Genomic DNA, 23,339 nt, shown 5'->3' with positions numbered 1-23,339 from the left:
ATCAACGAGAGCGGGCGCCGGCCCGATGAGGGATATCATGAAGAATTCAGCCATTTCCGAACGCAAGAACCAGTCGATCTCGCGCGGCGTCGGAATGACCACGCAAATCTACGCCGACCGGGCTGAAAACTCGGAGATCTGGGATGTCGAGGGCCGCCGCTACATCGACTTTTCCTCCGGCATCGCCGTCGTCAACACCGGCCACCGCCACCCCAGGGTGATCGAGGCCGTCAAGGCGCAGCTCGACCGTTTCACCCACACCTGCCACCAGGTCGTGCCCTATGAGAGCTATGTCAGGCTGGCCGAGCGGCTGAACGCCATGCTGCCCGGCAAGTTCGAGAAAAAGACCATTTTCGTCACCACCGGCGCCGAGGCGGTCGAAAATGCCATCAAGATCGCCCGCAACGCCACCGGCCGCCAGGCCGTCATCGCCTTTGGCGGCGGCTTCCATGGCCGCACCTTCATGGGCATGGCGCTGACCGGCAAGGTCGTTCCCTACAAGGTCGGCTTCGGCGCCATGCCGGGCGACGTCTACCACGTGCCGTTTCCCGTGGCGTTGCATGGTGTCTCGGTCGCCGATTCGCTTGCCGCGCTCGACAAGCTGTTCAAGGCCGATGTCGATCCGGCACGCGTCGCCGCGATCATCATCGAGCCTGTCCAGGGGGAGGGCGGCTTCTACGACGCGCCCCGTGAACTCCTGACCGCGCTGCGCAAGCTCTGCGACCAGCACGGCATGCTGCTGATCGCCGACGAGGTGCAGACGGGCTTCGCCCGTACCGGCAAGATGTTTGCGATGGATCATCATGAGGTCGCGGCCGACATCACCACCATGGCCAAGAGCCTCGCTGGCGGCTTCCCGCTGTCGGCGGTGACCGGCCGCGCCGAGATCATGGACGCGCCTGGCCCGGGCGGCCTCGGCGGCACCTATGGTGGCAGCCCGATCGGCGTCGCCGCGGCACACGCAGTGCTTGACGTGATCGAGGACGAAAAGCTGTGCGACCGCGCCAACACGCTTGGCGCGCGGCTGAAGCAGCGCCTGCAGTCGATTCGCGACGACGTGCCCGAGATCGTCGATATCAGGGGCCTCGGCTTCATGAACGCGGTCGAGTTCAACGACGTCAAGAAGGGCCTGCCCTCGGCGGAGATTGCCAACGCCATCCGGCTGAAGGCACTCGACAAAGGCCTGATCCTGCTGACCTGCGGCGTCTACGGCAACGTCATCCGCTTCCTGGCGCCGATCACCATCCAGGACGAGGTCATGAACGAGGCGCTCGACATCCTGGAAAGCTCGATCCGCGAAGTCTGCGCTGCCTAGCGTTCTACCTCCCCCTCGTGGGGAGGTCGGACCAAAGGTCCGGGTGGGGGGGCGCCGACCCCGCCCCGCGGCTTCGCAGCGACCCTCCCCACAAGGGGGGAGGGTAAGGGCGCCTAGCCCGCAGCCCTTGCCGGCTCATCCTGCTGAAACGCGGCCAGCGCCGCCTTCAGCCCATCCGGTCCAGCCGCAACGGTTTCCGGCGTCGGTGAGAAACCCGCACCGAGCATCTTGCGGCCAAGCATGTGGTCGCCGGGGCGGTTGACGGATTCGATGCCGAGCAGCCGGTCACCGGCATAGTGATAGATGGAAAACTTGTTGTCGGGCAGGTCGCCCAGCACGACATGGCTGTCGCCGCCGGCGGTCAGCCCGACCATCTGCAGCTTCATGTCGCCAATATCGGACCAGAACCATGGCACCGCCGAATAAGCGTCCGCGTGACCGGTGATCGTGCGGGCCGCGAGCCGCGCCTGGTCGGTGGCGTTCTGCACCGATTCCAGCCGCACGTCGCCGCCGGTGAACCAGTGCCGGTAGGAGGCGGCGTCGCCGATGGCCAGGATTTCCGGCGCCGAACTGCGCATCTGGTGGTCGACGCGGATGCCGTTGGCGATGGCAAGGCCAGCTTGCTGCGCCAGCTCGACATTGGGCACGGCGCCGATGCCGACGATGACCATGCGCGCCGGCAGCCTTTCGCCCGACGAGGTGATCGCGGCCACGACATGGCCGTTTTCGCCTTCGAGCCTTGAAATCGAGGTGCCGGTCAGGATGCGTACGCCGGTCGCCTCCAGCCGCTGGCGGACATGGTTGGCCACCACGGGTGCGACGGCGCGGCCGAGCAGCCGGTCGACCGCTTCCACCACAGTCACCGTGCGGCCGGCCGCGCGCAGCGTCGCGGCGATCTCCAGTCCGATAAAACCGCCGCCGAGGATGACGACATCCTCGCTGGTTGTGCTGAGCTCCCGGATCAGCCGTGCGTCGGCCAGCGAACGCAGCGACAAGACGCCGGACAGGTCCGAGCCCGGCAGCGGCAGGACGCGCGGGCGCGACCCGGTCGCCAGGAGCAGGTGGTCGAAGGCAAGTTCGCCGCCGCCTGATATCTCCAGGTTGCGGCGGCCGGCATCGATGCGCTCGATCCGGATGCCCGGCCGGTAGTCGATCGCGTTGCCGGTATAAAAGGCCTCGCCACGCAAGGGTTGCGGCTTGGCCTCGGCATCCTTGATGAAGGTCTTCGACAGCGGCGGCTTGTGGTAAGGCAACTCGTTCTCGTCGCCGACGAGGATCACCGGCCCGTCATAGCCGTCCTCGCGCAGACTGGCGGCCGCCTGCACGCCCGCATGACCCGCACCGACAATGACCACACCGTTCTTCATCGCATTCCCATCCCGATTCGATCCTAGAGCGTCTCGCCAGGTGGCAATTGTCTGGCGCCGCCGCAAGAGAGCGTTTGCGGGTCGCACCCGGGATGACAGCTGTCAATCGTACAGTTCGGCGGCAAGGCCGGCACAGCCGAGGCATAAAGTTGACCATTGTAGTTTAGAATAATTCTAAACTATTGTTTCAATTGGCTTTTCCGGACGATTTTCATTGACTTCCATTGGCGTCGAAGCTTTATGGAAGCTCGCGCGTTAGCGCATCCCTTTGATGTCTGGGCCTTGAACCCGTTCGATTGGAGGCATTTTGGTGTCTTTCTTCCCCCAACCGCGCGATCGCGTGGCCAGTCTTGCGTCCCATGGCATCAGCATGGCCTGGCGCCGGCCGCCGCACGCGCCGTTTATAAAATTTTCAAAAAACTGGAGAGCGATAATGACGGCACGATATGGCGGCAGGCTTGCGGCGATTGGCGCCACGGCACTGCTGACGGCGGCGGTGTTTGTGCTGCCGGCCAAGGCGGATACCGATGCGAAAGCGGTGATCAAGACCTACTCCGACATCGCGCTTGCCAAATATGAGGATTCGCTGACCACGGCCCAGGCCCTCGACAAGGCGGTCGACGCGCTGCTTGCCAATCCGTCCGCTGACACGCTCAAGGCCGCTCGCGACGCGTGGAAGGCATCGCGCGTGCCCTACCAGCAGACCGAGGTCTACCGCTTCGGCAACAAGATCGTCGACGATTGGGAAGGCAAGGTGAACTCCTGGCCGCTGGACGAAGGGCTGATCGACTATGTCGCCAAGAGCTACGGCACCGAATCGGATGCGAATTCGCTCTATACCGCCAATGTGATCGCCAACAAGGAAATCGAGATCAACGGCAAGAAGGTCGATGCCTCGAAACTTTCGCCGGAATTCCTGTCCGGCACGCTGCAGGAGGCCGGCGGCATCGAGGCCAATGTCGCCACCGGCTATCACGCCATCGAATTCCTGCTCTGGGGCCAGGATCTGCACGGCACCGGCCCGGGCGCCGGCGAACGCCCCTACACCGACTACGACCTCAAGAACTGCACCGGTGGCAATTGCGACCGCCGTGCCGAGTATCTGAAGTCGGCCACCACCCTTCTGGTTTCGGACCTGCAGGAAATGGTCGGCAACTGGAAGGAAGACGGCGCCGCGCGCAAGAACCTGGTCGATGGCGAGCCGAACACCGCGATCTCGGTCATCTTCACCGGCATGGGCTCGCTGTCCTATGGTGAACTGGCCGGTGAGCGCATGAAGCTCGGCCTGTTGCTGCACGACCCGGAAGAGGAGCATGACTGCTTCTCCGACAACACCTACAACTCGCATCTCTATGACGCGATCGGCATCCGTGCTGCCTACCTCGCCAGCTATACCAGGCTCGACGGCACCGCCGTTTCGGGGCCTTCGGTGCATGACATGGTCAAGGCAGCCGATCCGGCGATCGACAAGGAACTGTCCGACAAGCTCGATGTCACCGTCGCCAAGATGGAGGCGATCAAGGTGCGGGCCGAGGCCGGTGAGGCCTATGACCAGCAGATCGCCGAAGGAAACAAGGAAGGCAACGCCACCGTGCAGGCGGCGATCGACGCGTTGGTCGATCAGACCAAGTCGATCGAACGTGCCGTCGGCTCGCTGAAACTCAACGCCATCGCCTTCGAAGGCTCCGACAGCCTCGACGCGCCCGACAAGGTGTTCAAGTAAGACCGAACCTGGCGCGCGGTTCCGGAGCCTGACAATTGGCTCCGGAATGGGCTCCGGGACCAATCAAGCCACGCGGCGCGGAAGGCGCCGTCAGCCATCCGAGCACTATAAATGCTGATCTGCCATTGCAATATCATCACGGAGAGGGAGATCGAGCAGACGATCATCGCGCTGCTGGATCAGGACCCTTGGCAGCTTATCGTGCCGGCAAAGATCTATCACTCCATGCAAAAGCGCGGTCGCTGTTGCGGCTGCTTCCCAAATGTGGTGGAAACGATCATTCGGGTCACCGAAAATTACCACGCCCGCTCGGAGGCGACCGGCGTGGATGTCGTTTCACATCTGGATCGCGTCAGAGGCCTGCGCATCCAATACGGGAGCAGAACCCATGAAGGGCGAAAGTCAGATCATCGAGCGGCTTAACGAGGCTCTTTTTCTGGAGCTTGGAGCCGTCAACCAATATTGGGTGCATTTCCGTCTGCTGGAGGATTGGGGGTACACCAAGCTGGCAAAGAAGGAGCGGGCCGAATCGATCGAGGAGATGCACCACGCCGACAAGCTCATCGCGCGCATCATCTTCCTTGAAGGCCATCCGAACCTGCAGTCCGTCGCGCCGCTGCGCATCGGGCAGAACGTCAAGGAAGTGCTCGAATCCGACCTTGCCGGCGAATATGACGCGCGCACTGCCTACAAACGTTCGCGCGAGATCTGCCACGAGGTGGGCGATTACGTGACGATGAAACTGTTCGAGGATCTGCTGGCCGATGAGGAAGGTCACATCGACTTTCTCGAGACGCAGCTCGACCTGCTCGCCTCGATCGGCGAGGAGAAGTACGGCCAGCTCAACGCCGATGCGGCCAACGAGGCGGAGTAAAGGCATGCGGGAATGCGGCGCCCCTTAGAATTCCTGCGCCGCTTGCTGAGGGCCGCCGGCTCGCCGCTCCTGCCGAAAAGACCAGCCCGCCCGGCTGGCCGGCGCTGCACCATTCTTGTCCTGGCGCTGACATCATCCGCGATTGCGGGTGACCTTCAGCCAGCCAGCCTTGCCACCACGCGCGGCGACCTCGATGCCCGGGATCAGGCGCGTGTCACCGCCGTCACCAGGCCGACCACGGATTTCTCCAAACCCGAGCCGTTCGAGCTGATGCAAGGTGGCGCCGGCACGTCTGAGAAGGACGTCAGCCGCGATGCCTTCTCGCAATCCTCGACCAACATCACCTTCGAGGAGGAGGGCACTTTCAAGCTCGGCAACGCCTTGTTCCGCAAGAACTGGGTCTCGTCGCCATCCTCGACGCAGGCGTCGGACGGGCTTGGTCCGCTGTTCAACGAGCGCGCCTGCCAGAACTGCCATCTGAAGGACGGCCGCGGCCGTCCGCCGCAAGGCGATGCCGGCACCACCTCGATGTTCCTGCGCCTGGCGCGGGACGCCGGCAGCGCCGAGGAAAAAGCGGCCATCGCCAACCGCCAAATGCTCAATTTTCCCGACCCGGTCTACGGCACGCAGTTGCAGGAACTGGCGGTGCCCGGCCTGCGCGGCGAAGGCCGGATGCGTGTCGACTATCAGGAACGTGAGGTGGAACTGACGGATGGCACCGTCGTTTCCCTGCGCAAGCCCAATTATTCCGTCACCGATCTCGGCTATGGGCCGCTCGATCCGCATACCACGCTGTCGCCGCGCCTGACGCCGCCGATGATCGGCCTTGGCTTGATTGAGCAGATCGCGCCGGCGGACATTCTGGCCCACGCCGATCCGGTCGACCACGACAATGACGGCATTTCCGGCAGGCCCAACATCGTGCTCGACGGTCCGAGCGGTGAGTTGACGCTTGGCCGTTTCGGCTGGAAGGCACAGACCGCATCGATCCGGCAGCAGGCCGCGGATGCCTTTGCCGGCGACATCGGCGTCTCGACACCCGAGGAACCAAGACATTGGGGCGATTGCACCGCCGCGCAGGCGGAATGCCTCGCAATGCCGAATGGCGTGCAGGAGCGCCTCGGTCCGGTCGAGGCGCCGGCGCCGGTGATGGATCTCGTCACCTTCTATTCGCAGAACCTGGCCGTGCCGGCACGCCGCGATCTCGCAGCGCCTGATGTGCTCGCCGGCAAGAAGGTCTTCTACGAGATGGGCTGCATTTCCTGCCACACGCCGAAATTCGTCACCCGTCGCGATGCGCCCAACAAGGCGCAGGCGTTCCAGCTGATCTGGCCTTATTCCGACTTCCTGCTGCACGACATGGGTCCCGGCCTGGCTGACGGCCAGGCGGTGGGCGATGCGACGGGCAGCGAGTGGCGCACCCCGCCGCTGTGGGGTATCGGCCTCACCGAGACCGTCAACGGCAATTCCTTCTTTCTACATGATGGTCGTGCGCGCAGCCTGACCGAGGCGATCCTGTGGCATGGCGGCGAGGCGCAGAAGGCGCGCGACCGCTTTGCCGCCGCCAATGCGGCCGAGCGCGACGCACTGGTCAAATTCCTGGAGTCACTCTGATGTTGAAGCGTTCCGCCCTGGTTCTCGCTCTTCCGCTGGCCCTGCTGGTTACCTTCCCCGCATCGGCGGCGGTGAAAGCCTCCGACATCATCCAGCCGGCGATCGACGGCTTCGTCCGCCCGGCCTATGCCGATTTGCACCAGCATGCCGAAACCTTGACAAAAGCGATGCACAAGCTCTGCGAGGCGCCGTCGCAAGGCGAACTCGACGCGACGCGCACCGAGTTTTCCGCCACGGTCCATGCCTGGTCATCGGTCGAGATCATCGGTTTTGGACCGATCAAGGAGAACAACCGCCTGGAGCGCATGCTGTTCTGGCCGGACCGCAAGAGCATCGGCCTCAAACAGGTGCAGGCGGCCTTGTCGGACAAGGATCCGGCAGCCACCGATCCGGCACAGCTTGCTGGCAAGAGCGTCGCCATGCAGGGGCTGGGCGCGCTGGAATTCGTGCTTTTCGGCGACGGCGCCGATGCGCTGGCGGGCAAGGATGATCCCTATCGCTGCGCCTATGGCGCGGCGGTTGCCGGCAATATCGAAACCATGGCCGGCGAGGTCAGCGCAGCCTGGAACAAGCCGGACGGTTTTGCCGCGCTCTGGGCCAATCCGGGGCCGCAGAACGCGCTCTACCGCGACGGTAACGAGGCGGTGACCGAACTGGTCGGCATCTTCATCAACGAGTTGGAGATGGTCCGGGATGTCCGCCTGAAAGGTTTCCTTGGCGGCAAGCCCGAGGCGGACAAGCCCAAGCAGGCGATCTACTGGCGTTCGCAAAACACCACCAATTCGCTGGCGGGAAATCTCGCCGGCATCGATGCGTTGTTCCAGGCCTCCAAACTTGGCGACGCGCTGCCGCCCGATGCGCGCTGGATGGCGGAGTCGATCCATATCCAGCTGGTCAACGGTGTCGCCACCGCGAAGTCCGTCCTGGGTCCGATCGACAAGGCGCTCGCGGACCCGGCTCTGCGCGAAAAACTCGAGCATTTCGCCCTGATCACCTCCAGCCTGTCGACCCTGATCGGCACCCGGCTGACCGCCGAATTCGGCCTGACCGCAGGCTTCTCGTCGCTCGATGGAGATTGATCCTTGAAAACGCCGCTGATCGATCGTCGGGATTTCCTGAGAGCCGCGGGCATCGGCTTTGCCGCTGTGGTGGCGCCGTCCGCCTGGGCAAGGACACTTGCCGCCGACGCCGTCTTCGCCACCGCCTTCGTCAAGCGCGACGGCAGTTTTGGCGCCGCCGTCCTGTCCGAGGCGGGCAAGGTGCTGCATGCGATCGACCTGCCTGATCGCGGCCATGACGTCACCTTCGATCCCGTATCGAAGCGTTCAGTGGTCTTTGCCCGCCAGCCCGGCACCTTCGCCGTGGTGTTCGATCATACCGGCAGAGACGCCCCGTTGACCATCGCCAGCGTCACCGGCCGGCATTTCTTCGGCCATGGGGTGTTCTCGCCCGACGGCGCCCTGCTCTATGCCACCGAAAACGACTTCGACAACGCTGCCGGCGTCGTCGGCATCTACGACGCGCGGGCGAAGTTCAGCCGCATCGGTGAATTCCCGACTTACGGCATGGGTCCGCACGAGCTTCTGCTGCTGAGCGATGGCAGGACGATCGCGGTCGCCAATGGCGGCATCGAGACCCATCCCGATTATGGCCGCGCGGAACTCAACATCGCCACCATGAAGCCGTCCTACGTCCTGATCGACCGTGTCACCGGTGACCTGATCGAGAAGCATGAATTACCGGCTTCCCTGCACCAACTGTCGATCCGCCATATGGACACCGACGCATCCAGTACCGTCTGGTTCGGCTGCCAGTATAGGGGGCCGGGCATCGATCGCCCGCTGCTGGTTGGGCGCGCCGCGCGCGGCAAGGATTTGCAACTGCTCGACATGTCGCCGGACGTGCTGTCCGGCTTCCGCAACTATATCGGCTCGGTCGCCGCCAATCCTTTGGCGGGCACCGTCGCCGTTTCGTCGCCGGAAGGCAATTCGCTTGCCGTGATCGACGTGGCGAGCGGCAGGGTGGTCTCTACCAGTGCGCTGGTCGAGGTCTGCGGCCTGGCGCCGGACGGAGCTGGCTTCATGGCAACCACCGGCGCCGGCGAGATCATCGAGGGCAGCGGCGCGACACGGTCGGAACCGGACTATGTCTGGGACAACCACATGCTGCGCATCGAGCAGGTTTGACGTCGAGGCGGCGAAGCGAAGCCGCTTAACAAATTATGCTTGCGGTGCCGCGCCTTGGCGGGCACAGGGAAGTGTTTCTCGGAAGCGTTCGTTTCATGAAAGTGCTTGCCATCGACTGTGCCGCCAGCCTCTGCGCCGCCTGCGTCTACGACGCGGTGGCCGGGCGGGAGCTTGGCCGCGCGGTGCTCGATCTCGGCAAAGGCCATGCCGAGCACCTGATGGCCGTCATCGCCGAGGCGCTGAAGGCGGGCGCGACCGACTATCCCGGCCTCGGCGCCATTGCCGTCTCTGTCGGCCCAGGGTCCTTCACCGGTCTGCGCGTCGGCGTTTCGACCGCGCGTGGCCTGGCGCTGGCGTTGAAAATACCGGCGATCGGGGTGACGACGCTCGAGGCACTGGCCGCCGAGGCCGCATCGGCATTTCCCGGCCGCGCCGTACTGGCGGCGCTCGATGCCGGCCGCGACGAAATCCATGCCGCGCTCTACGACAAAATGTCAGTTTTGACTTACGGTCCGGCGGTGACCACATTGCCGGAAGCCACTGCCTTGGCGGTGGAGAACCTTGCGGTGCTTGCCGGCACAGCGGCGGTGCGGATCGCCGCGTCGGCGGGTCGGGTTTCCGACATCGGGCCTCGGACGGCCACCGCCGACATTGTCACATACGCCCGCCTCGCCGCCGCCAAAGGCGAGGGTGAAAGGCCGAAACCACTTTACCTGCGCGGCGCCGATGCAAAGCCGCAAGCCGGATTTATTCTTTCAAGGCAACAAAATTGATGCGCATACCTTTTTTACAGCCGCGGCGCCGGGACTATGCGCTCGAGCCGCTCAGGATCACCGACAGCCCCGCGGTCTCGTTGCTGCATCGCGAGGACTTTGTCCGCCCGTGGACCGATGGCGAGTTCGCCGCCTTGCTCGAGCAGGACACCGTGTTCGGTTATGCCGCGCGCGAAACCGGGCAGGGCGCCAAGCCGCCCGTCGGCTTCGTGCTGGCCCGGCTGGCCGCCGGCGAGGGCGAGATCCTGACCGTCGCGGTGGCGCGATCCCATCGCCGCCAGGGACTGGGCTGGCAGTTGATGGACGCCGTGCTGCGCGAACTGCATGTGCAACGCGCCGAAGCGCTGTTCCTGGAGGTCGACGAGACCAACATCGCCGCGATCGCCCTCTACCGTCGGCTGGGCTTCCGCGAAGTCGGCAAGCGCCCCGACTATTACAGGTCGCCCGATCGCGGGCCGACCGGCGCGCTTGTCATGCGCCGCGATCTTCGCTAGCCAGACGCCGAAATTAAATCATTACGGCGTCCTTTGCGCGTCCAAGAGAACGCGCGGCGCTGTGATGGCAGGACCAGGACAGCATGATCGGAAAAATCAGGATTTTCCTGGCCCTGGGCCTAGTCGTTGCTGGTTCGCTGGTCCTGGTGCCGCTGCAGATCCTGTCGATGAAGACCGGCTGGTGGCCGGAAACCTTCATCCTCAAGATCTGGCACAGGCTTGTCCTCAGGGCGCTCGGCATGCGCGTCCATGTCAAGGGGGCCCTGTCGGCCAAGCGCCCGTTGCTGGTTGCCTCGAACCACATCTCCTGGACCGACATCATGGTGCTGGGCTCTTTTGCCGATGTGAAGTTCATCGCCAGGGCCGATATGGAAGGCTGGCCGCTGATCGGCATGCTGTCCAAGCTGCAGCGCACCGTCTTCATCGAGCGCGAGCGCAAGCGTTCGTCCGGCGACCAGGCAAGCGAGATCGCCAGCCGCATGGCCAAGGGCGACGCCATGGTGCTGTTCGCCGAGGGGTCGACCGGTGACGGCAACGTCATCCTGCCGTTCAAGAGCACGCTGTTCGGCGCCGCCTCGATGGCGATTTCGGAGGGTGCGGCCGAGCAGGTGTTTATCCAGCCGGTGGCGATCACCTATACGCGCCTGCATGGCGTGCCGCTCGGCCGGCGGCACCGGCCGATCGCGGCCTGGATCGGCGATGAGGATCTGATGCCGCATCTCAAGGTGCTGATGGCGGAAGGCGCGCTCGACGTCGAAGTGCATTTCGGCGAACCGATCGCCTTTGCGAAGGGTTCGAACCGCAAGGAAACGTCGAAGCTGATGGAAGGCCAGGTGCGCGGGATGATGCAGGCGGCACTCGCCGATCCGCGCCCGAGCCGCTAGCCCGACATGCGCCTTGGGGGCGCACGCCGAGAATCGTCTGTTTTTTGTCACGGAAAGGCGTTAGAAGCCGCCGGATGGACTTGAACACGATTGAAAGCGACGACATCGGCACCATGGCCGGACAGCCGGCATCTCGCGCCATGGCAACGAAGAAGGTCTTCATCAAGACCTATGGCTGCCAGATGAACGTCTATGACTCCCAGCGCATGACCGACGCGCTGGCCGCTGACGGCTATACCGCGACCGACGCCATCGGTGAGGCCGACCTGGTGCTGCTCAACACCTGCCATATCAGGGAGAAGGCGGCCGAAAAGGTCTATTCCGAACTCGGCCGCATCCGCGACATGAAGGCGGAGCGCGCCATTGCCGGTCGCGAACTGCTGATCGGCGTCGCCGGCTGCGTGGCGCAGGCCGAGGGTGCGGAAATCATCAGGCGTTCGCCGGCCGTCGACCTGGTAATCGGGCCGCAGACCTATCACCGCCTGCCCGATGTGCTGGCAAGAGTGCGCGGCGGCGAAAAGATCGTCGAGACCGACTACGCCATCGAGGACAAATTCGAGCACTTGCCGCAGCCCAAGCGCGCCGAGGTGATCAAGCGCGGCGTCACCGCCTTCCTCACCGTGCAGGAAGGCTGCGACAAGTTCTGCACCTTCTGCGTCGTGCCCTATACCAGGGGCTCGGAAGTCTCGCGGCCGGTGGTGCAGATCGTCGCTGAAGCCGAGCGCCTGGCCGAAGCCGGCGTGCGCGAGGTGACGCTGCTTGGCCAGAACGTCAATGCCTGGCACGGCCAGGGCGAGAACGGCGAGGAGTGGGGCCTTGGCCGGCTGCTGTTCCGGCTGGCTGAAATTCCGGGCCTGGCCCGGCTGCGCTACACCACCAGCCATCCGCGCGACATGGACGACGAACTGATCGCGGCCCACCGCGACCTGCCGTCGCTGATGCCTTATCTGCATCTGCCGGTGCAATCGGGCTCCGACCGCATCCTGAAATCGATGAATCGCAGGCATACGGCCAGGGACTATCTGGCGTTGCTCGATCGCATCCGCGCCGGGCGTCCCGATATCGCGTTGTCCGGTGACTTCATCGTCGGCTTCCCCGGCGAGACGGAAGCTGATTTCGAAGCGACGATGGAACTGGTGCGCCAGGTGAACTACGCTTCGGCCTTCTCGTTCAAATATTCGCCGCGCCCGGGTACGCCGGGCGCCGACATGCCTGATCATGTGCCCGAAACGATCAAGGACGAGCGCCTGCAGCGCCTGCAGGCACTGCTCCTCAAACAACAGCAGGATTTCGGCTTGAGCCTTGTCGGCACCACCATCGACACGCTGATCGAGAAGCCCGGCCGCCAGGCTGGTCAGAAGGTCGGCCGCTCGCCTTGGCTGCAGCCCGTTATTGTTGATGAAAAGGCCGGCGAAATCGGTGACATTATCCAGGTGCGAATCACGAAGACGGGCTACAACAGCCTGTTCGCCGAATTGGCCTGATGGTCTCGGCAGATGAGGAGAGACGGTTGAGCGCAGCAGAGCTGAAGAACCTGCCCCCGGTACCGGCATCTGGGGCTTCTGACATGGCGCACATCGTTCTGACTTTCGACAACAACAAGCTTGCCAGCGCCCTTTACGGTCAGTTCGACGAGAACCTCGCCCGGCTCGAGCAGAAGCTCGGCGTCGATATCCGCTCGCGCGGCAACCAGCTGACCATCAAGGGGTCCGCTTCGGCCGCCGAGCAGGCGCGCCGCGCCTTGGACAATCTCTACGGGATTCTGCAGAAAGGCGTCGATATCGGCCAGTCCGATGTCGACGGTGCCGTGCGCATGGCGGTCGCCGCCGACGATCAGCTGACGCTGCCGACGCTGGAGCGCAAGGGCAAGGTCTCCGCCGCCCAGATCGCCACCCGCAAGAAGACCATCTATGCCCGCTCGTTGAACCAGGACGCCTATATGCGGGCGCTCGAGCGCTCGGAACTGGTGTTCGGCATCGGTCCGGCCGGCACCGGCAAGACCTATCTGGCGGTGGCGCATGCGGCGATGCTGCTCGAGCGCGGCATGGTCGAGCGCATCATTCTGTCGCGGCCGGCCGTCGAGGCCGGCGAGCGGCTGGGCTTCCTGCCCGGCGACATGAAGGAGAAGGTCGATCCCTATCTGAGGCCGCTCTACGATGCGCTCTACGACATGATGCCGGCCGACAAGGTCGAGCGCGCCATTGCCGCCGAAGTCATCGAAATCGCGCCGCTCGCCTTCATGCGCGGCCGCACGTTGGCGCATGCCGCTGTTATCCTTGACGAGGCGCAGAACACCACGCCGATGCAGATGAAGATGTTCCTGACGCGTCTTGGCGAGAATTCGCGCATGATTGTCACCGGCGATCCGACCCAGATCGACCTTCCTCCAAGCACCAAATCGGGCCTGGTCGAGGCCTTGCGTGTCCTCGACGGTGTGGCCGGCGCGGTAACCGTGCGCTTCAACGATGTCGACGTCGTTCGCCATCCGCTGGTGGCGGAGATCGTCAGGGCCTATGACCGCGATGCCAAGCTGGCGCGCGGCCTGGGCGCGGAGAATTGATTTCAGCGATGCGGCCTCATGCCTGAGGACAATTTATCCGGCGACGGGGGTCCTTCGGTGCCCGTCGACATCGATATAGCGGTCGAAGCGGGCGACTGGCCCGATGAGGCAAGCCTGACGCGGCTGGTCGATCGAGCGGTTGACGCTGCTTTCGCCGAGACCGGCGTGGCCGGTCGTTCCGAGCTCAGCATCGTTTTTTCCGACGACGCCCATATCCGCACGCTCAATGCCGGCTGGCGCGGCAAGGACAAACCCACCAACGTCCTGTCTTTCCCGGCCTTCCCGCCCGTGCCCGGTGGCCCTCTGCCGCCGATGTTGGGCGATATCGTGCTTGCCGCCGAGACAGTGGCGCGCGAGGCGGCACTGGAAGACAAGCCCCTGGAGAACCATATCACCCATCTCGTCATCCACGGCCTGCTGCATTTGCTGGGCTATGATCACGAGACCGACGCTGAGGCCGAGGAGATGGAAGCCATCGAACGCGTGGCGCTCGCAAGGCTTGCCATTCCCGATCCCTACGCGTAACTACATCTGACAATTGACCGGACGACGATGAACGACAAACCAGAGACTGCCGCCCGCCCCGACGCTGGCAGTGCGACCAAGGCTTCCGATACGTCGGAAGAGGGGTCAAGTCCGAGTACCGTTACCACTGGTGTTGCCAACACCGGCAGCGTTGCCAGCGAGTCTTCGTCTGCCGGCCCCTCCCTGTTCGACCGCGTTCTGGGCCTGTTCAGGCAACGCAACGGCACCAGCCTGCGTGAGGAAATCGCCGGCGCGCTGGCCGAGACGGCGAGCGACGCCGAATCCTTTTCGCCCGGCGAGCGCGCCATGCTCAACAACATCCTGCGCCTGCGCGAGGTGCGCGTCGAGGACGTCATGGTGCCGCGCGCCGACATCGAGGCGGTCGAGATCGCCACGACGCTCGGCGACCTCTTGGGCACCTTCGAGCAGTCCGGCCATTCCCGTATGCCGGTCTATTCCGAGACGCTCGACGACCCGCGCGGCATGGTCCATATCCGCGACGTGCTGGCCCACATCACCAAGCTCGCGCGCGTCAAGAAGGGGCGTACGACCAGGAAGACGCCTGCCGCCACGCAGCTCGATCTCGCCCAGGTCGACCTTGCACGCACCATCGGCGAGCTCAACCTGATCCGCCAGGTTCTGTTCGTGCCGCCATCGATGCTTGCTTCCGACCTGATGGGCCGCATGCAGACGACGCGCACGCAGATGGCGCTGGTCATCGATGAATATGGCGGCACCGACGGACTTGTATCGCTCGAGGACATTGTCGAGATGGTCGTCGGCGATATCGAGGACGAGCATGACGATGACGAGCCGATGATCACCCAGGCCGGTGACGGCGTGTTCATCGTCGACGGCAAGGCCGAGATCGACGACGTCGCCAAGATGATCGGCGAGGACTTCGCCGCCGGCGAGCACGGCGAGTATGTCGATACCATTGGCGGCATGATCTTCAACACGCTCGGACGCGTGCCGACGCGTGGCGAGGTGGTACAGGCCATTCCGGGCTTCGAGTTCCATGTGCTCGATGCAGATCCGCGCCGCGTCAAGCGCGTGCGCATCGTGCAGAGCCAGAAGGGCGAGCGCCGCCGGCGGGCCACGGCGCGCACCGAACAAGCCTGAACGGTTCGGCTTCTAGATGACGATCGACGACCCGTTCAGGCACGCAAGTCTGGGGTCCGGCGTCTTCTACAGGGATCCTCGCGCAGCGCTGGCTTGGCTAGAAGCGGCTTTCGGCTTCGAGCCCAGCATGGTGGTGACCGATGCCGCGGGAAAGCTCGTCCACTCCGAGATGCGGTTCGGCGATTGCTACATCATCGTCGATTCAGAATGGAGCGATTATGTCGCGAGTCCTGCTTCGGTGTCGGGCAAGAACACGCAGTCGGTCTATGTCAGGCTCGTGGGCGGGCTGGATGCGCATTGCGAGCAGGCGCGGGCGAGCGGCGCCGAAATAATCCAGGAGCCGACGGATCAATTCTACGGCGAACGCCAGTATCGGGCCCGCGATCCCGAGGGTCATGTCTGGACCTTCACCCAGCCCATCCGTTCCGTTTCCCGCGAAGAAGCCGAGCGGTTGAGTGGCCTGCGCATCGACGGCTGGCACCGTTAATGGGCGTCGCCAGAAGTGACCTCGGCTTCGGGGAACGAGATGCATAAAAATAAAGACCTGAAGCGCGTCGCATGAATCCGTTTCGACGCGACGCGCTTTTGAGCGGCGGTCGAGGCATCCCGGCTGATCGGCCGTTTGGAGCACAGGCCGCGGCCTGATAAATCTTGCGTCCTGATTCGCGCGACTCGGAAGTATGCATGGAGCGCCTTGCCGGCCGGATAATTCTGCTTTGGGGTTGGCGGCGGGCGCTCGTGGCCTTTCTTGCCGGAGCGCTGACGGTGCTTGGGCAGGCGCCCTATGATTTCTTCGCAGCCTGCTTCATCTCGTTTCCAGTGCTGGTCTGGCTGCTTGACGGCGCGACCGGCGACGCCTCCGGCAGCCTGTTTCGGCGCCTGCGGCCGGCCTTTTCCGTCGGCTGGTGGTTCGGTTTCGGCTATTTCCTCGCCGGTCTCTGGTGGATCGGCTCGGCGTTGCTGGTCGAGGCTGATGATTTTGCCTGGGCGCTTCCCTTCGCCGTGGTCGGTATTCCCTTCGCGCTCGCCTTTTTCTATGGCTTCGCAACGATGGTTGCCCGGCTGCTGTGGAGCAGCGATATCGGCCGCATTGCCGCCCTGGCCTTCGGCTTCGGGCTGACGGAGTGGCTGCGCGGCTTCCTGTTCACCGGTTTTCCCTGGAATGCGATCGGTTACGCGGCAATGCCCGTGCCTCTCTTGATGCAGAGCGTCTCGGTGACCGGCATGATCGGTATGAATGCGCTTGCGGTGTTCCTTTTTTCGCTGCCCGCGCTGCTGGCGGCGCGCCGGCATCTTCGCCTGGGCGCGGCGCTGTTCGTGCTGCTTGCCGCCGCCCATGTCGGGTTCGGCTATATCAGGCTTGCCGCTCCTGAAAAGCCGGCGCAGCGCAGCCTTGATGTGCGCATCGTCCAGCCTGCCGTCGACCTCAGTGAAAAATGGGACGCCTCGGTGCGCGACCGCATCTTCGCCACCTTGCTGGGCCTGTCCGCCAAGGCGCCGGACCCTGGTCACGGCAAGCCACAACTCATTCTCTGGCCGGAAACCTCGGTGCCATTCCTGTTCACCGAGCGTCCGGATGCGTTGACGGCGCTGGGCGACATGCTGGCCGATGGCCAGATGCTGATCGCCGGCGTCGTCCGCGAGGAAGGCGGCTCCGCGGCCACCGACAGCCGGTATTACAATTCCGTGGTGGCGATCGACGACAAGGGCGAAATCACCGATGCCGTTGATAAAGTCCATCTGGTGCCGTTCGGCGAATACCTGCCTTTCGCCGACCTGCTCAACCGGTTCGGCATCGCACAGCTTGTTGCTGGGCCGGTGACGTTCGCGGCCGGCAACGAGCGGCACGCCATCACGCTGCCCGGTGGCATCCGAGCCCTGCCATTTATTTGTTATGAGGTGATCTTTCCGGATCTTGTGGCAGTTGACGCTACGTCAGCGCAGCTTATTGTGAACGTTACCAATGATGCCTGGTTTGGGGACACGCCAGGCCCGTATCAGCATTTCAGACAGGCCCAGATTCGCGCGGTGGAGAACGGATTGCCCTTGCTGCGTGCTGCCAATAACGGCATTTCGGCGGTCGTCGATCCATACGGACGCATCGTCGATGCGCTGGCGATCGACGCGCGTGGCGCCATCGATGTGAAGGTGCCGATTTCCGGACAGACGGTCGTTTCCTCGGGCCAGCGGCGCATTAACGGAATGCTGATCATGTTGCTGTTTGCGGTGGTGGGGGCGCTGTTGAACGTAAGGCAAAGGCTACGGGTGAATTGACAGTCGACACATTAGAAACTCATACTGTATCGCCTGAAAATTTCTCGAAGCTGGTGGATCGTTCTGTTGGGGCAGTCGTCCCCGGCTTTGTTTGGGCGGAAAAAAATCACAAAGCCGAAAAAATTCGGCGAGGAAAAAATGACAGAAGAAAACAAGAAAAAACCCAATCCCATCGACATCCACGTTGGAAGTCGCGTCCGGCTTCGGCGCAACATGCTCGGAATGAGCCAGGAAAAGCTGGGCGAGAATCTCGGCATCACATTTCAACAGATCCAGAAATATGAAAAGGGCACCAACCGCGTCGGCGCCAGTCGCCTGCAGGCAATTGCCTCCATACTCGGCGTGCCCGTCGCCTTCTTTTTCGAGGACGCGCCGGGCCAGGAGCCCGCGGCCAGTCGTGGCTTTGCCGAGGATGCGTCGATGGCTTTCGCCGTGGAATTCTGCGGCAGCCCCGAAGGCCTCCAGCTCAACCGGGCCTTTGTCAAGATCGCCGACGTCAAGGTACGCCGCAGGATCATCGATCTGGTGAAGTCGCTCGCCGCGGACGACCTCGACTGACGCTCAACGCGACTCGAACCGGCGGCATCCGCCGCCGGTGGCACAAGATATTGACATCGACAGTCATGCCAGAATGGCGGCAACGCTTGACGAGCGGCGCTTTGCCCCGCTAACACGTGGCGCGCCAAAATCGGCAGCCTGCCGATCGTTTTTCAAGAGGGGACACCCGTGACGCGGCAGAATTACTTCTTTACCTCGGAGTCCGTTGCCGAGGGCCATCCCGACAAGGTCTGTGACCGGATCTCCGACGAGATTGTCGATCTGGTTTACCGTGAAGCCAAGAAGACCGGCATGGACCCATGGAAAGTGCGTGTCGCCTGCGAGACGCTGGCGACTACCAACCGTGTCGTCATCGCCGGCGAAGTGCGCGTCCCCGAGACGCTGTTGAAGAAGGACAAGGCCGGCAATATCCTCAAGGACGCGGCGGGCCACCCGGTCGTGAATCCGGCGAAGTTCAAATCCGTCGCCCGCAAGGCGATCCGCGAGATCGGCTACGAGCAGGCCGGCTTCCACTGGAAGACAGCCAAGATCGAGGTTCTCCTGCACGGCCAGTCGCCAGACATCGGCCAGGGCGTCGACAACGCCGCCGACCGCCAGGGCGAGGAAGGTGCCGGCGACCAGGGCATCATGTTCGGCTATGCCTGCCGCGAGACGCCGGACCTGATGCCGGCGCCGATCTACTACAGCCACAAGATCCTCGAACTGCTGGCCGCCGCCCGTCACGAAAACAACGGCGAGGCTGGCAAGCTCGGACCCGACGCCAAGAGCCAGGTCACCGTCCGCTACATCGACGGCAAGGCCGCCGAGGCAACGCAGATCGTGCTGTCGACCCAGCATCTCGATGCGACCTGGGATTCCAAGAAAGTCCGCAAGGTCGTCGAACCCTATATCCGCGAGGCGCTTGGTGATCTCAAGATTGCCGACGATTGCATGTGGTACATCAACCCGACCGGCAAGTTTGTCATCGGCGGCCCGGACGGCGATGCCGGCCTCACCGGCCGCAAGATCATCGTCGACACCTATGGTGGCGCGGCACCGCACGGCGGCGGCGCGTTCTCCGGCAAGGATACCACCAAGGTCGACCGATCCGCTGCCTATGCGGCGCGCTACCTGGCCAAGAATGTCGTGGCGGCGAAGCTTGCCGACCGTTGCACCATCCAGCTCTCCTACGCCATCGGCGTCGCCCAGCCACTGTCGGTCTATGTCGACCTGCACGGCACCGGCAAGGTCGACGAGGCAAAGCTCGAGGACGCGCTGCGCAGCGTGATGGACCTGTCGCCGTCCGGCATCCGCCGGCATCTCGACCTCAACAAGCCGATCTACGCCAAGACGTCGTCCTACGGTCATTTCGGCCGCAAGGCCGGCCGAGACGGGTCTTTCTCCTGGGAGAAGACCGATCTCGCCAAGGCGCTCAAGGATGCTGTCGCGGCCTGAGCCGCGACAGACCCCGCGCCAGCCAGATGAGCCCTGAAGACAGGCCAAGCCGAGCGACCGAAGCCTTCTTCGGTCGTCGACGCGGCAAGCCCGTTCGCCCGCAGCAGGCGGCGGCCCTGGAAAGCGGGCTTGGCGCCTACCGGCTCGATCTGACGGCTGAGGCGCCATCGGATCTGCGCACTCTGTTTGAGGCTGACATTTCGGCGGTTCGGCTCGAAATCGGCTTTGGCGGCGGCGAGCATCTTCTGCATCGCGCAATCGAGACGCCGACGGTCGGCTTCATCGGTGTGGAGCCCTTCGTCAATGGCATGGCCAAGATGATGATGGCGGTGCGGGCGAGGCCGCTGGCCAATCTCAGGGTTTACGACGACGATGCCACCCGGCTGCTCGACTGGTTGCCCCCGGCCTCGCTCGACGGCATAGACCTTCTCTATCCCGATCCCTGGCCGAAGAAGAAGCATTGGAAGCGGCGTTTCGTCAGCCCGGTCAATCTTGACCGTTTCGCCCGCGTGCTGAAGCCGGGTTCAAAGTTCCGCTTCGCGTCAGACATCGATACGTATGTCAACTGGACCTTGCTCCACTGCCGGGCGCACGGCGCCTTCGCATGGCAGGCAGCGGAAGCGGCGGATTGGCATCGCCCTTACGATGGTTGGCCGGGCACCCGTTACGAAGCGAAGGCCATTCGCGAGGGCCGGCCGCCGGCCTATCTGACCTTTATCCGGATTTAGGCGCCTTCGAGCAATTCCAGGAAAGTGCATAACGGCTTTCCGTCTGGAATTGCGTCAAACAAAACTAGAGAAGTTCACCGTTTTCGCAAAGCGGTGAACTTCTCTACGGCGCCTCCCGCCGGATTTTCAGAAACGACCGATGCGGTTGAAGACAGCCGGATCCATGCCAAGCTGGCGCAGATCATCAGCGCGCGGCTTGCGCCCGGCTTCCACTGCGCGCGACGCGGCCACCGCGCTGCCGAATGTCGTGAACAGATCGCCTATGGCGGAAAAAATCTTACGGTTGCTCATGGTCGTGCCCTTTCGCGTCTGCGAAATCCCTTTGAATTTTTGTGATGCCGTACAGATGGGGATGCGGCATCAAAGCTCACAGAGGCGCGGCTGCATGGAGGCCATGCGTCTGACGCAACGCTGGCGCGGCGGCGTGACACCTCGTCGGTTTGCCACGGCGGGCTTGAAATACGAGCAGTGTTCGTTTATATCAGGCTCAAATTCTTGGTCGGTATGACGAAGAGTGGGTCCACCCGGTCCCGCTCTTTTTTATTACCTGCCGATAGGTTCGAAACGAACGACAGGTAATTGATGACTGCAACGGCAAGCGAAAGTGACGACCGCATCATCCGCGAAAGCGGCATCGATGCGCGCATTGCGCTGATCGTCCAACCGGTGCTGCGCGGCATCGGCTTTCGCCTCGTGCGCGTGCATCTGTCCGGCCAGAACGGGCTGACGCTACAGATCATGGCCGAGCGCGAGGACGGCACCATGACTGTCGAGGATTGCGAAGAGGTCAGCCGCGCGGTGTCGCCGGCGCTCGATGTCGATGATCCGATCGAAAAGGCGTATCATCTCGAAGTCTCTTCGCCTGGTATCGACCGGCCGTTGGTGCGCAAATCGGATTTCGTCACCTGGACCGGTCATCTGGTGAAGATGGAAACGTCGGTCATCGTCGCGGATCGCAAGCGCTTCAAGGGCAAGATCGCCGAGGCCGGCGAGAACGATGTGCTGATCGAGCGCGACAAGGCAGCCTATGGCGAGGAGCCGACGGTGCGTGTTCCCTATGACGCGATCGCCGATGTGCGGCTGATCCTTACCGACGACCTCATCCGTGAGGCGTTGTCGAAGGACAACCGGGAACGCAAGGAAGCCAAGAAACGCCGCGGTGAGCCTGATGACGCACCCGAGGGTGTTGAAGGCGGCGCGGAAGACGAAATCTAACAGGAACTATGATTGAGCGGCGGGGCGTAAAAGCTCGGCAACAAGCTCGGGAGAAATAAGATGGTTGTAAGCGCCAACAGACTTGAACTGCTGCAGATTGCCGACGCGGTCGCGCGTGAAAAGTCGATCGACAAGTCGATCGTCATTGCCGCCATGGCCGATGCGATCCAGAAGGCGGCGCGTTCGCGTTATGGCCAGGAGACCAACATCCGCGCCGACATCAACCCGAACACCGGCGAGATGAAGCTGCAGCGGCTGATGGAAGTGGTCGAAAAGGTCGACGACTATGCCACGCAGATCGCCATTTCCTCGGCTCGCGAGCGCAATCCCGACGCCCAGCTCGGCGACTTCATCGCCGAACAGCTGCCGCCAATGGATTTCGGCCGCATTGCCGCCCAGTCGGCCAAGCAGGTCATCGTGCAGAAGGTGCGCGAGGCCGAGCGTGACCGTCAGTACGACGAATACAAGGACCGCATCGGCGAGATCGTCAACGGCACCGTCAAGCGCGTCGAGTATGGCAATGTCATCGTCGATCTCGGCCGTGGCGAAGCCATCATCCGCCGTGACGAGCTGATCCCGCGCGAAAACTACAAGTATGGCGACCGCGTTCGCGCCTATGTCTACGATGTGCGCCGCGAGCAGCGCGGCCCGCAGATCTTCCTGTCACGCACGCACCCGCAGTTCATGGCCAAGCTCTTCACCATGGAAGTGCCGGAAATCTATGACGGCATCATCGAGATCAAGTCGGTGGCCCGCGACCCGGGCTCTCGCGCCAAGATCGCCGTTATCTCGCGTGACAGCTCGATCGATCCGGTCGGCGCCTGCGTCGGTATGCGCGGCAGCCGCGTCCAGGCCGTCGTCGGCGAACTGCAGGGCGAGAAGATCGACATCATTCCGTGGTCGCCCTCGGCCGCCTCCTTCATCGTCAACGCGCTACAGCCGGCGGAAGTGGCCAAGGTCGTGCTCGACGAGGACGCCGAGCGCATCGAAGTGGTGGTTCCCGACGATCAGCTGTCGCTGGCCATCGGCCGCCGCGGCCAGAACGTGCGTCTCGCCTCGCAGCTCACCGGCTGGGATATCGATATCCTGACCGAGGCCGAGGAATCCGAGCGCCGCCAGAAGGAATTCGTCGAGCGCTCGGCGCTGTTCATGGAAGCCCTCGATGTCGACGAGATGGTCGGCCAGGTGCTGGCCTCCGAAGGCTTCACCAGCGTCGAGGAAGTCGCCTATGTCGACGCCGGCGAGATCGCCTCGATCGATGGCTTCGACGACGACACCGCTTCCGAAATCCAGACCCGTGCTCGCGAATATCTCGAAAAGATCGAGGCCGAGCATGATGAGAAGCGCAAGGCGCTGGGCGTCAAGGACGAGTTGCGCGAAATCCCCGGCATCACCACCGCCATGATGGTGACGCTCGGCGAGGACGGCGTGAAGACGATCGAGGATTTCGCCGGCTATGCCGCCGACGACCTGACCGGTTGGAAGGAACGCAAGGACGGCGAGACCAAGGTCTATCCGGGCGTGCTGGCCAATCACGGTGTTTCGCGCGCCGACGCCGAGCAGATGGTGCTCAATGCCCGTCTCAAGGCCGGCTGGATTTCCGAAGACGAGCTTGCGGCCGAGGAAGCATCGGCTGACGAAGCCGTTGGTGCGTGAGGTGAAACCGCATCGCACAGAACCCGCCCTTGGACGA

23 protein-coding genes are annotated in these 23,339 nt (G+C 63.5%); 21 read left to right on the top strand and 2 right to left on the bottom strand.

The window, feature by feature from the left end:
• Positions 1 to 37 precede the first annotated feature (37 nt).
• Entirely contained in the window at positions 38 to 1,315 is a 1,278-nt protein-coding gene (locus tag EB815_RS00215; protein ID WP_056570441.1) for a 4-aminobutyrate--2-oxoglutarate transaminase, read from the top strand.
• Positions 1,316 to 1,428: 113 nt separating this feature from the next.
• Here EB815_RS00215 and EB815_RS00210 read toward each other — a convergent pair whose 3' ends face one another.
• On the bottom strand, positions 1,429 to 2,682 hold the full coding sequence (locus EB815_RS00210) for an NAD(P)/FAD-dependent oxidoreductase (RefSeq protein WP_065005405.1): 1,254 nt from the start codon (positions 2,680 to 2,682) through the stop codon (positions 1,429 to 1,431).
• Positions 2,683 to 3,115: 433 nt separating this feature from the next.
• Here EB815_RS00210 and EB815_RS00205 point away from each other — a divergent pair, with 433 nt between their 5' ends.
• The 18 genes from EB815_RS00205 (at position 3,116) to trmB (ending at position 20,431) form a co-directional block, all read left to right on the top strand.
• The gene (locus tag EB815_RS00205) at positions 3,116 to 4,405 is read left to right on the top strand and encodes an imelysin family protein (RefSeq protein ID WP_065005404.1); all 1,290 of its coding nucleotides are present in this window, start codon (positions 3,116 to 3,118) and stop codon (positions 4,403 to 4,405) included.
• Between the two features lie 111 nt (positions 4,406 to 4,516).
• Positions 4,517 to 4,828 (top strand): (2Fe-2S)-binding protein, encoded by a 312-nt coding sequence (locus tag EB815_RS00200; protein WP_065005403.1) that lies wholly within the window; start codon positions 4,517 to 4,519, stop codon positions 4,826 to 4,828.
• A complete protein-coding gene (gene bfr, locus EB815_RS00195; RefSeq protein ID WP_027043556.1) occupies positions 4,794 to 5,279 on the top strand; it encodes a bacterioferritin in 486 nt (161 codons plus the stop codon). Before EB815_RS00200 ends, bfr begins: the two co-directional genes overlap by 35 nt.
• A 12-nt stretch (positions 5,280 to 5,291) precedes the next feature.
• A complete protein-coding gene (locus EB815_RS00190; protein ID WP_065005402.1) occupies positions 5,292 to 6,893 on the top strand; it encodes a di-heme oxidoredictase family protein in 1,602 nt (533 codons plus the stop codon).
• A complete protein-coding gene (locus EB815_RS00185; protein WP_065005401.1) occupies positions 6,893 to 7,972 on the top strand; it encodes an imelysin family protein in 1,080 nt (359 codons plus the stop codon). The genes EB815_RS00190 and EB815_RS00185 overlap by 1 nt, the downstream gene beginning before the upstream one ends.
• 3 nt (positions 7,973 to 7,975) lie before the next feature.
• Positions 7,976 to 9,079: a DUF1513 domain-containing protein gene (locus tag EB815_RS00180; RefSeq protein ID WP_056569894.1), complete on the top strand. Its 1,104-nt coding sequence runs from the start codon at positions 7,976 to 7,978 to the stop codon at positions 9,077 to 9,079.
• Positions 9,080 to 9,174: 95 nt separating this feature from the next.
• On the top strand, positions 9,175 to 9,852 hold the full coding sequence (gene tsaB, locus EB815_RS00175; RefSeq protein WP_065005530.1) for a tRNA (adenosine(37)-N6)-threonylcarbamoyltransferase complex dimerization subunit type 1 TsaB: 678 nt from the start codon (positions 9,175 to 9,177) through the stop codon (positions 9,850 to 9,852).
• Positions 9,852 to 10,346: a GNAT family N-acetyltransferase gene (locus EB815_RS00170; protein WP_056569901.1), complete on the top strand. Its 495-nt coding sequence runs from the start codon at positions 9,852 to 9,854 to the stop codon at positions 10,344 to 10,346. The genes tsaB and EB815_RS00170 overlap by 1 nt, the downstream gene beginning before the upstream one ends.
• 83 nt (positions 10,347 to 10,429) lie before the next feature.
• Entirely contained in the window at positions 10,430 to 11,230 is an 801-nt protein-coding gene (locus EB815_RS00165; protein ID WP_056569903.1) for a lysophospholipid acyltransferase family protein, read from the top strand.
• A 113-nt stretch (positions 11,231 to 11,343) separates the two neighbouring features.
• Complete coding sequence (gene miaB, locus EB815_RS00160) at positions 11,344 to 12,714, top strand: tRNA (N6-isopentenyl adenosine(37)-C2)-methylthiotransferase MiaB (protein ID WP_244494039.1); 1,371 nt, start codon at positions 11,344 to 11,346, stop codon at positions 12,712 to 12,714.
• Between the two features lie 83 nt (positions 12,715 to 12,797).
• Positions 12,798 to 13,790, top strand: coding sequence for a PhoH family protein (locus EB815_RS00155; protein ID WP_019863063.1), 993 nt, complete (start codon positions 12,798 to 12,800; stop codon positions 13,788 to 13,790).
• 18 nt (positions 13,791 to 13,808) lie between these two features.
• Positions 13,809 to 14,315, top strand: coding sequence for an rRNA maturation RNase YbeY (gene ybeY / locus EB815_RS00150; protein WP_056569906.1), 507 nt, complete (start codon positions 13,809 to 13,811; stop codon positions 14,313 to 14,315).
• 27 nt (positions 14,316 to 14,342) lie between these two features.
• Entirely contained in the window at positions 14,343 to 15,437 is a 1,095-nt protein-coding gene (locus EB815_RS00145; protein WP_065005400.1) for a hemolysin family protein, read from the top strand.
• Between the two features lie 16 nt (positions 15,438 to 15,453).
• Positions 15,454 to 15,924: a VOC family protein gene (locus EB815_RS00140; RefSeq protein ID WP_065005399.1), complete on the top strand. Its 471-nt coding sequence runs from the start codon at positions 15,454 to 15,456 to the stop codon at positions 15,922 to 15,924.
• Positions 15,925 to 16,121: 197 nt separating this feature from the next.
• Entirely contained in the window at positions 16,122 to 17,711 is a 1,590-nt protein-coding gene (lnt, locus tag EB815_RS00135; protein ID WP_056569912.1) for an apolipoprotein N-acyltransferase, read from the top strand.
• Positions 17,712 to 17,849: 138 nt separating this feature from the next.
• Complete coding sequence (locus tag EB815_RS00130; RefSeq protein ID WP_056570445.1) at positions 17,850 to 18,269, top strand: helix-turn-helix domain-containing protein; 420 nt, start codon at positions 17,850 to 17,852, stop codon at positions 18,267 to 18,269.
• Positions 18,270 to 18,437: 168 nt separating this feature from the next.
• Positions 18,438 to 19,703 (top strand): methionine adenosyltransferase, encoded by a 1,266-nt coding sequence (gene metK / locus EB815_RS00125; protein WP_056569917.1) that lies wholly within the window; start codon positions 18,438 to 18,440, stop codon positions 19,701 to 19,703.
• A gap of 26 nt (positions 19,704 to 19,729) precedes the next feature.
• Positions 19,730 to 20,431: a tRNA (guanine(46)-N(7))-methyltransferase TrmB gene (gene trmB / locus EB815_RS00120; protein WP_056569922.1), complete on the top strand. Its 702-nt coding sequence runs from the start codon at positions 19,730 to 19,732 to the stop codon at positions 20,429 to 20,431.
• Positions 20,432 to 20,557: 126 nt separating this feature from the next.
• Here the strand turns inward: trmB and EB815_RS00115 are convergent, their stop codons facing one another.
• Positions 20,558 to 20,722, bottom strand: a complete 165-nt coding sequence (locus tag EB815_RS00115; RefSeq protein ID WP_081294923.1) for a hypothetical protein — start codon at positions 20,720 to 20,722, stop codon at positions 20,558 to 20,560.
• 291 nt (positions 20,723 to 21,013) lie between these two features.
• On the opposite strand from EB815_RS00115, the gene rimP reads away from it, so the two are divergent.
• Positions 21,014 to 21,646, top strand: a complete 633-nt coding sequence (rimP, locus tag EB815_RS00110; RefSeq protein ID WP_056569925.1) for a ribosome maturation factor RimP — start codon at positions 21,014 to 21,016, stop codon at positions 21,644 to 21,646.
• Between the two features lie 60 nt (positions 21,647 to 21,706).
• A complete protein-coding gene (gene nusA / locus EB815_RS00105; protein WP_010913320.1) occupies positions 21,707 to 23,302 on the top strand; it encodes a transcription termination factor NusA in 1,596 nt (531 codons plus the stop codon).
• Positions 23,303 to 23,339 lie beyond the last annotated feature (37 nt).

It is taken from the genome of Mesorhizobium loti (assembly GCF_013170705.1).
Taxonomy (GTDB): Bacteria; Pseudomonadota; Alphaproteobacteria; order Rhizobiales; family Rhizobiaceae; genus Mesorhizobium; species Mesorhizobium loti_D.
Note: the sequence above shows the minus strand (reverse complement) of the source record. Positions and strands in the feature narration are given on the sequence as shown.

What these genes read in the sequence shown, in the direction of transcription:
- EB815_RS00215 (WP_056570441.1), top strand. Translation starts at nt 38, where the DNA reads ATGAAGAATTCAGCCATTTCCGAACGCAAGAACCAGTCGATCTCGCGC.
- EB815_RS00210 (WP_065005405.1), bottom strand. Translation starts at nt 2,682, where the DNA reads ATGAAGAACGGTGTGGTCATTGTCGGTGCGGGTCATGCGGGCGTGCAG.
- EB815_RS00205 (WP_065005404.1), top strand. Translation starts at nt 3,116, where the DNA reads ATGACGGCACGATATGGCGGCAGGCTTGCGGCGATTGGCGCCACGGCA.
- EB815_RS00200 (WP_065005403.1), top strand. Translation starts at nt 4,517, where the DNA reads ATGCTGATCTGCCATTGCAATATCATCACGGAGAGGGAGATCGAGCAG.
- bfr (WP_027043556.1), top strand. Translation starts at nt 4,794, where the DNA reads ATGAAGGGCGAAAGTCAGATCATCGAGCGGCTTAACGAGGCTCTTTTT.
- EB815_RS00190 (WP_065005402.1), top strand. Translation starts at nt 5,292, where the DNA reads ATGCGGCGCCCCTTAGAATTCCTGCGCCGCTTGCTGAGGGCCGCCGGC.
- EB815_RS00185 (WP_065005401.1), top strand. Translation starts at nt 6,893, where the DNA reads ATGTTGAAGCGTTCCGCCCTGGTTCTCGCTCTTCCGCTGGCCCTGCTG.
- tsaB (WP_065005530.1), top strand. Translation starts at nt 9,175, where the DNA reads ATGAAAGTGCTTGCCATCGACTGTGCCGCCAGCCTCTGCGCCGCCTGC.
- EB815_RS00170 (WP_056569901.1), top strand. Translation starts at nt 9,852, where the DNA reads ATGCGCATACCTTTTTTACAGCCGCGGCGCCGGGACTATGCGCTCGAG.
- EB815_RS00165 (WP_056569903.1), top strand. Translation starts at nt 10,430, where the DNA reads ATGATCGGAAAAATCAGGATTTTCCTGGCCCTGGGCCTAGTCGTTGCT.
- miaB (WP_244494039.1), top strand. Translation starts at nt 11,344, where the DNA reads ATGGCCGGACAGCCGGCATCTCGCGCCATGGCAACGAAGAAGGTCTTC.
- EB815_RS00155 (WP_019863063.1), top strand. Translation starts at nt 12,798, where the DNA reads ATGGCGCACATCGTTCTGACTTTCGACAACAACAAGCTTGCCAGCGCC.
- ybeY (WP_056569906.1), top strand. Translation starts at nt 13,809, where the DNA reads ATGCCTGAGGACAATTTATCCGGCGACGGGGGTCCTTCGGTGCCCGTC.
- EB815_RS00145 (WP_065005400.1), top strand. Translation starts at nt 14,343, where the DNA reads ATGAACGACAAACCAGAGACTGCCGCCCGCCCCGACGCTGGCAGTGCG.
- EB815_RS00140 (WP_065005399.1), top strand. Translation starts at nt 15,454, where the DNA reads ATGACGATCGACGACCCGTTCAGGCACGCAAGTCTGGGGTCCGGCGTC.
- lnt (WP_056569912.1), top strand. Translation starts at nt 16,122, where the DNA reads ATGGAGCGCCTTGCCGGCCGGATAATTCTGCTTTGGGGTTGGCGGCGG.
- EB815_RS00130 (WP_056570445.1), top strand. Translation starts at nt 17,850, where the DNA reads ATGACAGAAGAAAACAAGAAAAAACCCAATCCCATCGACATCCACGTT.
- trmB (WP_056569922.1), top strand. Translation starts at nt 19,730, where the DNA reads ATGAGCCCTGAAGACAGGCCAAGCCGAGCGACCGAAGCCTTCTTCGGT.
- EB815_RS00115 (WP_081294923.1), bottom strand. Translation starts at nt 20,722, where the DNA reads ATGAGCAACCGTAAGATTTTTTCCGCCATAGGCGATCTGTTCACGACA.
- rimP (WP_056569925.1), top strand. Translation starts at nt 21,014, where the DNA reads ATGACTGCAACGGCAAGCGAAAGTGACGACCGCATCATCCGCGAAAGC.
- nusA (WP_010913320.1), top strand. Translation starts at nt 21,707, where the DNA reads ATGGTTGTAAGCGCCAACAGACTTGAACTGCTGCAGATTGCCGACGCG.